Here is a 6,619-nt window from a genome sequence, read left to right as displayed (position 1 = left end):
TCATCATGCCCGGCATGAACGGCGTCGAACTGGCCGGCGTCATCCGCGAACGCTATCCCGGCCTGCCGGTGGTGCTGACCTCCGGCTACAGCAACGTGCTGGCCGAGAGCGCGCATCGCGGCTTCGAGCTGATCCAGAAGCCCTATTCGGTGGAATTGCTGTCGCGCATCCTCAGGAAGGCAATCTCCGAGGCCCGGCCGCAGGCATGATCCGCAACGGTTGGAACCGCTATTCCGAACGGATCATGCGGCGGCGTCGACGCCCGCTTCCGATGACAATAATGCGCGGATTTCCTGCGCCGGGCGCGCCGCGCTGAACAGATAGCCCTGCATCTGCGTGCAGCCGAGATCCTGCACCGTCTCGCGCTGCTGCAGCGTCTCGACACCCTCCGCCGTGGTGATCATGGTACGGTCGGCGGCGATGCTGACCACCGCGCGGATGATCGAGGCCGACGACGAGTTGCGCGCCACTTCCTTGACGAAGGAGCGGTCGATCTTGATCTTGTCGAACGGAAAGCGCTGCAGGTATTGCAGCGATGAATAACCGGTGCCGAAATCGTCGAGCGCGATGTGGATGCCGAGCGCACGGAGCTGGTCCAGCGTCGCCAGCGCCGCATCGTCGTCCGCGATCAGGACAGCTTCGGTGATCTCGAGTTCCAGCCGGCGCGGGTCGAGCCCGCTGTCGGCGAGCGCGGCGGCGACCTTCAGCGGCAGCGTTTCCGAACGGAACTGGACCGGCGAGACGTTGACCGCGATGCGGATATGAACCGGCCAGGTTGCCGCCTCGGCGCAGGCGGTGCGCAGCACCCACTGCCCGATCTCCTCGATCAGGCCGGTTTCCTCGGCAACCGGCACGAAGTCGGCCGGTGAGACCATGCCGCGCAGCGGATGACGCCAGCGCAACAGCGCCTCGCAGCCGGTGACACGATCGCTGCACAGATCGACCTGCGGCTGATAGTGCAGCTCGAATGCGTCCTCGGCCAGCGCGGCACGCAAATCCGCCTCCAGTTCGCGGCGGTGCCTGGCCTTGAGCTCCATCGCCGGATCGAAGAAGCGGTAGGTCCGGCGCCCCGCCGCCTTCGCCGCATACATCGCCAGGTCGGCGTTCTTCAGGAGGTCGAGCAGGTCCGAGCCGTCCCGCGGCGCGATCGCAATGCCGATGCTGGCGTCGCTGGCAAGCTGATGGCCGGCGCAATCGAACGGGCTGCGCAGCGCCTGATAGATCCGCGCCACCAGCGCATGAACCTCCTCGGCCCCCGCGATGCCGGTCTGAAGGATGGCGAACTCGTCGCCGCCGAGCCGGGCGATGAAATCGTTCGGGCCGACCGACTGGCGCAGCCGATCCGCCACGCCCTTGAGGAACTCGTCGCCGATCAGGTGCCCCAGCGTGTCGTTGATGCGCTTGAACTCGTCGACGTCGATATAGAGGACGGCGAACTCCCGCCCCTCGTTCTCCAGCAGCAAACGCTCGGCATGACGCTGGAACAGCGTGCGGTTCGGCAGATTGGTCAGCGCGTCGTAATGGGCAAGATGCTCGATCCGCGCCTGGTCGCGCCGCCCTTCGGTGACGTCTTCCAGCGTCGTGGCCCAGCCGCCGTCCGCCGACCGCTTGAAGATCAGCCTGATGGTGCGCCCGTCGGCCGTCGTGATCACGGTGTCCTGGACCTGGCTGCCGTTGGGATCGAGAAACCGCGCGCAATGGGCGTCGACGTCGCCGACAAACGAGCCGGTCTCCTGGCGGTGCCGGATCAGTTCGCGCAGATGACAGCCGGGTTTGACGATCTCGGGCGAGAGCCCGAACATGTCGATGTACTGCTGATTGCAGATCACGAGGCGGCCCGACGCATCGAACAGCAACAGGCCCTGCGTCATGTTGTTGATGGCGGTGTCGAGATGCCGGCTCTTTTCCGCAAGCTTGCGCCGCGCGGCGGCATGCTGGCGGCGGAGCTGGCGCACGATCAGGAACACCATGCCGATCACAACGACGATCGCCAGCGCCGCGGCGAAGAATTGCAGCCTGGTCTGCGCCCGCCAGTCGGCAAGCACGCTCTCCGCCCTGGTCGTTGCCACGATCAGGATCGGAAAGTGCTTCATCGACTTCACCGCGCCGATCTTCTCCTCCGACATCCGCGAACTGGTGAAACGCCCCGAAACATTGCCGTCCATCGCCAGCACACGCCGAAACGCGTCCGTGTTGGCGATGTTGTGACCGATAAGTTCATTCTCCCTGGGATAGCGAGCGATGACGGTGCCGTTGCGGTGGATCATCAATATCGAGGTGTCGCCATTCAGCGCCACCGACGCGACGAAGTCCTCGAAATGGGAAGGCTCGACGCCGCGGACGGCAAAGCCGATGATCTCGCCCTGACGTCCCGTGATCTTGCGCGCAAAGATCGTCGTCCAGATTCTGGTCACCCTGCTCACGACAGGTTCGACGATGACGTCGGGCGTCGGCCTGCCCGACGTGAACTCATGGAAATAGCGCCGGTCGGTGACGGTCCTGTCCGGCACTGGCCACATCTCGGATGAGTTGATCAGCCAGCCCTTGGCACTCCAGAGATTGATGGCTCCTACATGGGGCAGCACCGAGAGCTTGGTGCGCAGCATCTCGTGCGCGCTCAGGGTCGACATCTTCTTTTCGAATTCGTCCGCCGTGTTGACGCCGTCGTCCCGCATGCCGGCCACGACGTCTTCCTGGACATGCTGGAGGTCGAGCAATTGCTGGTCGAAATGCCGTGACAGCAGCAACGCGGTACTGTTGAGTTCGCGCTCGGCGCCCTCAAGCGTCCGTTCGCGGTACTGCATCGCGAAATATCCGGTGCCAAGCGTGATCGCGATCACGAGCGCGGTGGCACTCAGGATCAGCCACTGGATGGCTCCCAGCCGTATCCGCCACGGCATGCCGGCGGCAAACAGCGGCCTGCGCGGTGCGGCGGCATCTTGCGATGACGGTCTCAGCATTTCCTCTTCCCCACAGCTTCTTTTTGTAGGGAGCACAACCCAAAAGGGCGTTAGCAAAATCAGTTATCGAAAGGTTAAGATGGACGCCGATCAGGCGCTTTCCGCCATCTCGGCTTCGGCCTCGGCTTCCTTGAGGCTGCATTCGATCAGGGCCCCGTTGATCGTGAACTCCGAGAACAGCGCCCCCGGCGCCGAAGCGCGCAGCGCCGAGAAGAACTGCGCATCCCCCGGGCTCTTCAGAAAGAAGCGGATGTGGCTTGCGGTCATGGTATCCCGCGACAGCCACACGATGCCGGAGAACAGCGCCACCATCATCTGGGCGTACTTGCCGGCCTCCGCGATCCCCAGTTCGTAGACCGGCGACACCACGATGAACCGTGCGCGCAGGATCGGGTTCGGAAACTTGCTCATCATCAGGCGGCTGACCTGACAGGCCGCATGAACCCGCTCCCCGTCGGAGAGGCAATAGAGATTGGGCCCGTCGCCATCCTTGGTCATGGCGTCGTAGGCGGAATAGGTCCCGGTCGAGAATGTCGAAAAGTCTTCGCTGACGCTTTCAGCGTCCTTCTTCCATTGGCCCTTGATCGACCGCCAGGACCTGTCCTGATCTTTCATCGGCAGAAGGCGCATAACTAACCAGAGGTTAATGCGAGGTTGATGGGGTATCTTACTGTCAGCGACTAAACGTTTGCTTACGCTGGAACCCCTTGCGCAAATATTTGTCGGGATTGGGAAATTGGCTACCTCAGCGCGTGTTCTGCCGGCGCACTTCCTTGCGTAGACCATTGGAACAATCGTGCGGTCTGCGGGTTTTCAGGCATCGGCGTTTCCTCCCCCGCAACGTCGAACTTGAGCCCCGCAGACAACCCCACGGACGGGGTTGGCGGGGCTCCTCTTTCAATTGCAGATCACCTGGGATTTCTTTCCCGGCGGATCGCCACCTTTGTCGACCCGGCTCACCCGATGGGCGCGATCCTTGTCCCGCGGCTACTCCTGGCCACGTTCGTCACGGACAATGCCCTGATCGTGACCGCGCCGGCGTGGCGCCGGCTCGGTGGCTTCCTGCTGCTGCTCCTTGCCTTCCTGAACCAGCAGTTCATCGCCGAGCATATACCCGATGATCTGCTTGGTCTGCGCCTCGACTCTGTCATGGAATTTGGTCATGGCGGTCTCCTTCCAATGGAGAACGGCCATGGGCTGCAATGTTTCCTAAAATGCTCCGCTGGTTGATGCCGGGGCATCTACAAGAAGGCCCCCACCCCTTGAGGCCGGTATCAGCCGGTGTAACAATCCTGTCGCAGAGAAATTCTAGCAAACGGCGGATCGCCGGGATTGCTTCTTACGGGGGAGAGTCTGATGCGCCGCACAATCATTGGGTTATCGGCCGGCCTTGTCGCGCTCACCGCCAGCGCCGCTTCCGCACAGAACGCCACCCCGCGCAATTTGATCCTGTTCGTGCCGGACGGGCTTCGCGGGCGCATCGTGACGCCCCAGACCGCGCCGACAATGGCCGATGTGCGCGACAAGGGCGTCAATTTCAGGAATTCGCATTCGCTGTTCCCGACCTTCACCATGGCCAACGGCTCGGCGATGGCGAGCGGCCATTATCTCGGCGACACCGGCACCTTCAGCAACACGATCTATACCGGCTATTCGTCGGCGCCGGCCGGTGACACGGTGGTGCCCTTCATCGAAAACGACGCGGTGCTCGGCGACATCGATGAGCATTTCAACGGCGACTATCTGAACGAAGAGACCATCCTGAAGATGGCCCGCGCCAAAGGCTTGTCGACGGCCGCGATCGGCAAGCTCGGCCCGACCTATCTTTTCGACCATACCGACGGCGGCAAGAACACCATCGTCATCGACGATTCCACCGGCGGCAAGAACGGCGTGCCGCTATCAGACGAAATGAAGGACGCGCTGACCAAGGCCGGCCTCCCCCTGGTGACGACCCCACGCGGCGAAAACAGCAAGGCCGGCAACGCCAAGACGCCCGGTACGACCAGCGCGAATGTCGCGCAGCAGACCTACATGGCCGATGTCGCGACCAAGGTCGTGCTGCCGATGTTCAAGGCGCGCAACAAGCCGTTCATGCTGGTGTTCTGGTCGCGCGACCCCGATGGCAGCCAGCACAATACCGGCGACAGCCTCAACAGCATCACGCCCGGGATCAACGGGCCGACCTCGATGGCCGGCATCAGGAATGCCGACGACAATCTCGCCCAGTTGCGCAAGGCGCTCGACGAGCTCGGCCTTACCGCCTCGACCAACATCATCATTTCCTCCGACCACGGCTTCTCGACGATCTCAAAGGAAAGCAAGACCAGTCCGTCGGCAAAGATCTCCTATGACGACACGCCGAAGGACTTTCTCCCGATGGGCTTCCTTGCGATCGACCTCGCCAAGGCGCTGAACCTGCCGCTGCACGATCCCAACAACAAGAATGCGCCGGTGGCCGACAATGCCCATCCCAAGGCCGGTAACGGCGTGCTCGGCAAGGACCCGACCAAGCCTGATCTGGTGATCGCCACCAACGGCGGCTCGGACCTGATCTACATTCCCTCCAGGGATCGCAAGCTCGCGGACCGCACCATCAAGGCGCTGCTGGAGCAGGACTACGTCAGCGGCATCTTTGTCGACGACGCGTTGGGCGGTTTCCCCGGCACGCTGCCGATGTCGCAGCTTGCCCTCAAGGGCAAGGCGGTGGTGCCGCAGCCGTCAATCGTGGTCAACTTCCGCTCCTGGTCGTCGGGCTGCGACGAGCCGACCAACTGCTCGGTGCAAATTGCCGACACCGTGCTGCGCCAGGGCCAGGGCATGCATGGCAGTTTCAGCCGCGGCGATACGCTCAATTTCACCGCGGCGATCGGGCCGGACTTCAAATCCGGCTTTGTCGATCCCCTGCCCGTCAGCAATGCCGACGTCGGCGCCACTGCCGCGAGGCTGCTCGGCCTGACGCAAAAGCCCAAAGGCAAGCTGATCGGCCGCGTCATGACGGAAGCGATGCCGAACGGCGCAACGCCGAAAGCCTTCACCGCCACGGTGACGTCAAAGCCTTCAGCGAACGGCCTGCGCACGGTGCTGAACTTCCAGCGCGTCGGCTCGCAGCGCTATTTCGACGCGGCGGGCTTCCCCGGCCGCACGCTCGGGCTCGATGCGGGCGACGGCAAGCAGAAGACGGCGGGCAAATAAGCGACCACGCGGGTCGATCGCCGCCCGCGTGGCACAAATTGTACATGGCGGGTGATCTGCCATTCACCGCCTGTGCGCCCGTTCCGTTCGCACATCCAGGCAGGTTCCAGCCGCGGCCCGCCATCGATCGGCCGGACGCGTGACACTTGTGTCACAACAATCGGAAGTTTTCTCCGACGGGTTGCATACTCGGCGGAAAGCATTCGAGAATCGCATTGCATTCGTCCGACAAGATACCTGTCAAAGGGGACGCGCAATGATCGGGCATTCGATATCCTCGAGGCGAACCGCGGCGGGTTTTGCCGGGATCGCCATGCTGTCGGCCATCGCGATGGCCGCGGCGCCCGCCAAGGCCGACAACGGCGGCATCGGGTTCTGGCTGCCGGGCACCATGGGCAGCCTCTCCGCGGTGTCGATAGCTAATTAAGTTGGCCGGTTTTGGTAACACATCAAATGTCCGCTTC

The 6,619-nt window shown here is 63.1% G+C and carries 5 protein-coding genes and 1 pseudogene; 3 read left to right on the top strand and 3 right to left on the bottom strand.

Annotation, left to right across the window (positions count from 1 at the left end):
* Window positions 1–209: pseudogene (locus V7E26_RS28460) on the top strand (hypothetical protein); the annotation flags it as partial.
* Between the two features lie 33 nt (window positions 210–242).
* Here the strand turns inward: V7E26_RS28460 and V7E26_RS28455 are convergent.
* The 3 genes from V7E26_RS28455 to V7E26_RS28445 form a co-directional block, all read right to left on the bottom strand.
* The gene (locus tag V7E26_RS28455; protein WP_324422718.1) at window positions 243–2,960 is read right to left on the bottom strand and encodes a bifunctional diguanylate cyclase/phosphodiesterase; all 2,718 of its coding nucleotides are present in this window, start codon (window positions 2,958–2,960) and stop codon (window positions 243–245) included.
* A gap of 90 nt (window positions 2,961–3,050) precedes the next feature.
* Window positions 3,051–3,575 (bottom strand): hypothetical protein, encoded by a 525-nt coding sequence (locus V7E26_RS28450; RefSeq protein ID WP_324422717.1) that lies wholly within the window; start codon window positions 3,573–3,575, stop codon window positions 3,051–3,053.
* A 372-nt stretch (window positions 3,576–3,947) separates the two neighbouring features.
* Window positions 3,948–4,124 (bottom strand): hypothetical protein, encoded by a 177-nt coding sequence (locus V7E26_RS28445; protein WP_324422716.1) that lies wholly within the window; start codon window positions 4,122–4,124, stop codon window positions 3,948–3,950.
* A 192-nt stretch (window positions 4,125–4,316) separates the two neighbouring features.
* Here V7E26_RS28445 and V7E26_RS28440 point away from each other — a divergent pair, with 192 nt between their 5' ends.
* The gene (locus V7E26_RS28440) at window positions 4,317–6,155 is read left to right on the top strand and encodes an alkaline phosphatase family protein (protein WP_324422715.1); all 1,839 of its coding nucleotides are present in this window, start codon (window positions 4,317–4,319) and stop codon (window positions 6,153–6,155) included.
* 256 nt (window positions 6,156–6,411) lie between these two features.
* Window positions 6,412–6,582, top strand: a complete 171-nt coding sequence (locus V7E26_RS28435; RefSeq protein WP_324422714.1) for a hypothetical protein — start codon at window positions 6,412–6,414, stop codon at window positions 6,580–6,582.
* Window positions 6,583–6,619: the final 37 nt, after the last annotated feature.

This window comes from Bradyrhizobium sp., from assembly GCF_036735945.1.
GTDB lineage: Bacteria > Pseudomonadota > Alphaproteobacteria > Rhizobiales > Xanthobacteraceae > Bradyrhizobium.
Note: the sequence above shows the minus strand (reverse complement) of the source record. Positions and strands in the feature narration are given on the sequence as shown.

Bases quoted from the DNA above. Each gene is read 5' to 3' on its own strand.
- V7E26_RS28455 (WP_324422718.1), bottom strand. From the start codon at position 2,960: ATGCTGAGACCGTCATCGCAAGATGCCGCCGCACCGCGCAGGCCGCTG.
- V7E26_RS28450 (WP_324422717.1), bottom strand. From the start codon at position 3,575: ATGAAAGATCAGGACAGGTCCTGGCGGTCGATCAAGGGCCAATGGAAG.
- V7E26_RS28445 (WP_324422716.1), bottom strand. From the start codon at position 4,124: ATGACCAAATTCCATGACAGAGTCGAGGCGCAGACCAAGCAGATCATC.
- V7E26_RS28440 (WP_324422715.1), top strand. From the start codon at position 4,317: ATGCGCCGCACAATCATTGGGTTATCGGCCGGCCTTGTCGCGCTCACC.
- V7E26_RS28435 (WP_324422714.1), top strand. From the start codon at position 6,412: ATGATCGGGCATTCGATATCCTCGAGGCGAACCGCGGCGGGTTTTGCC.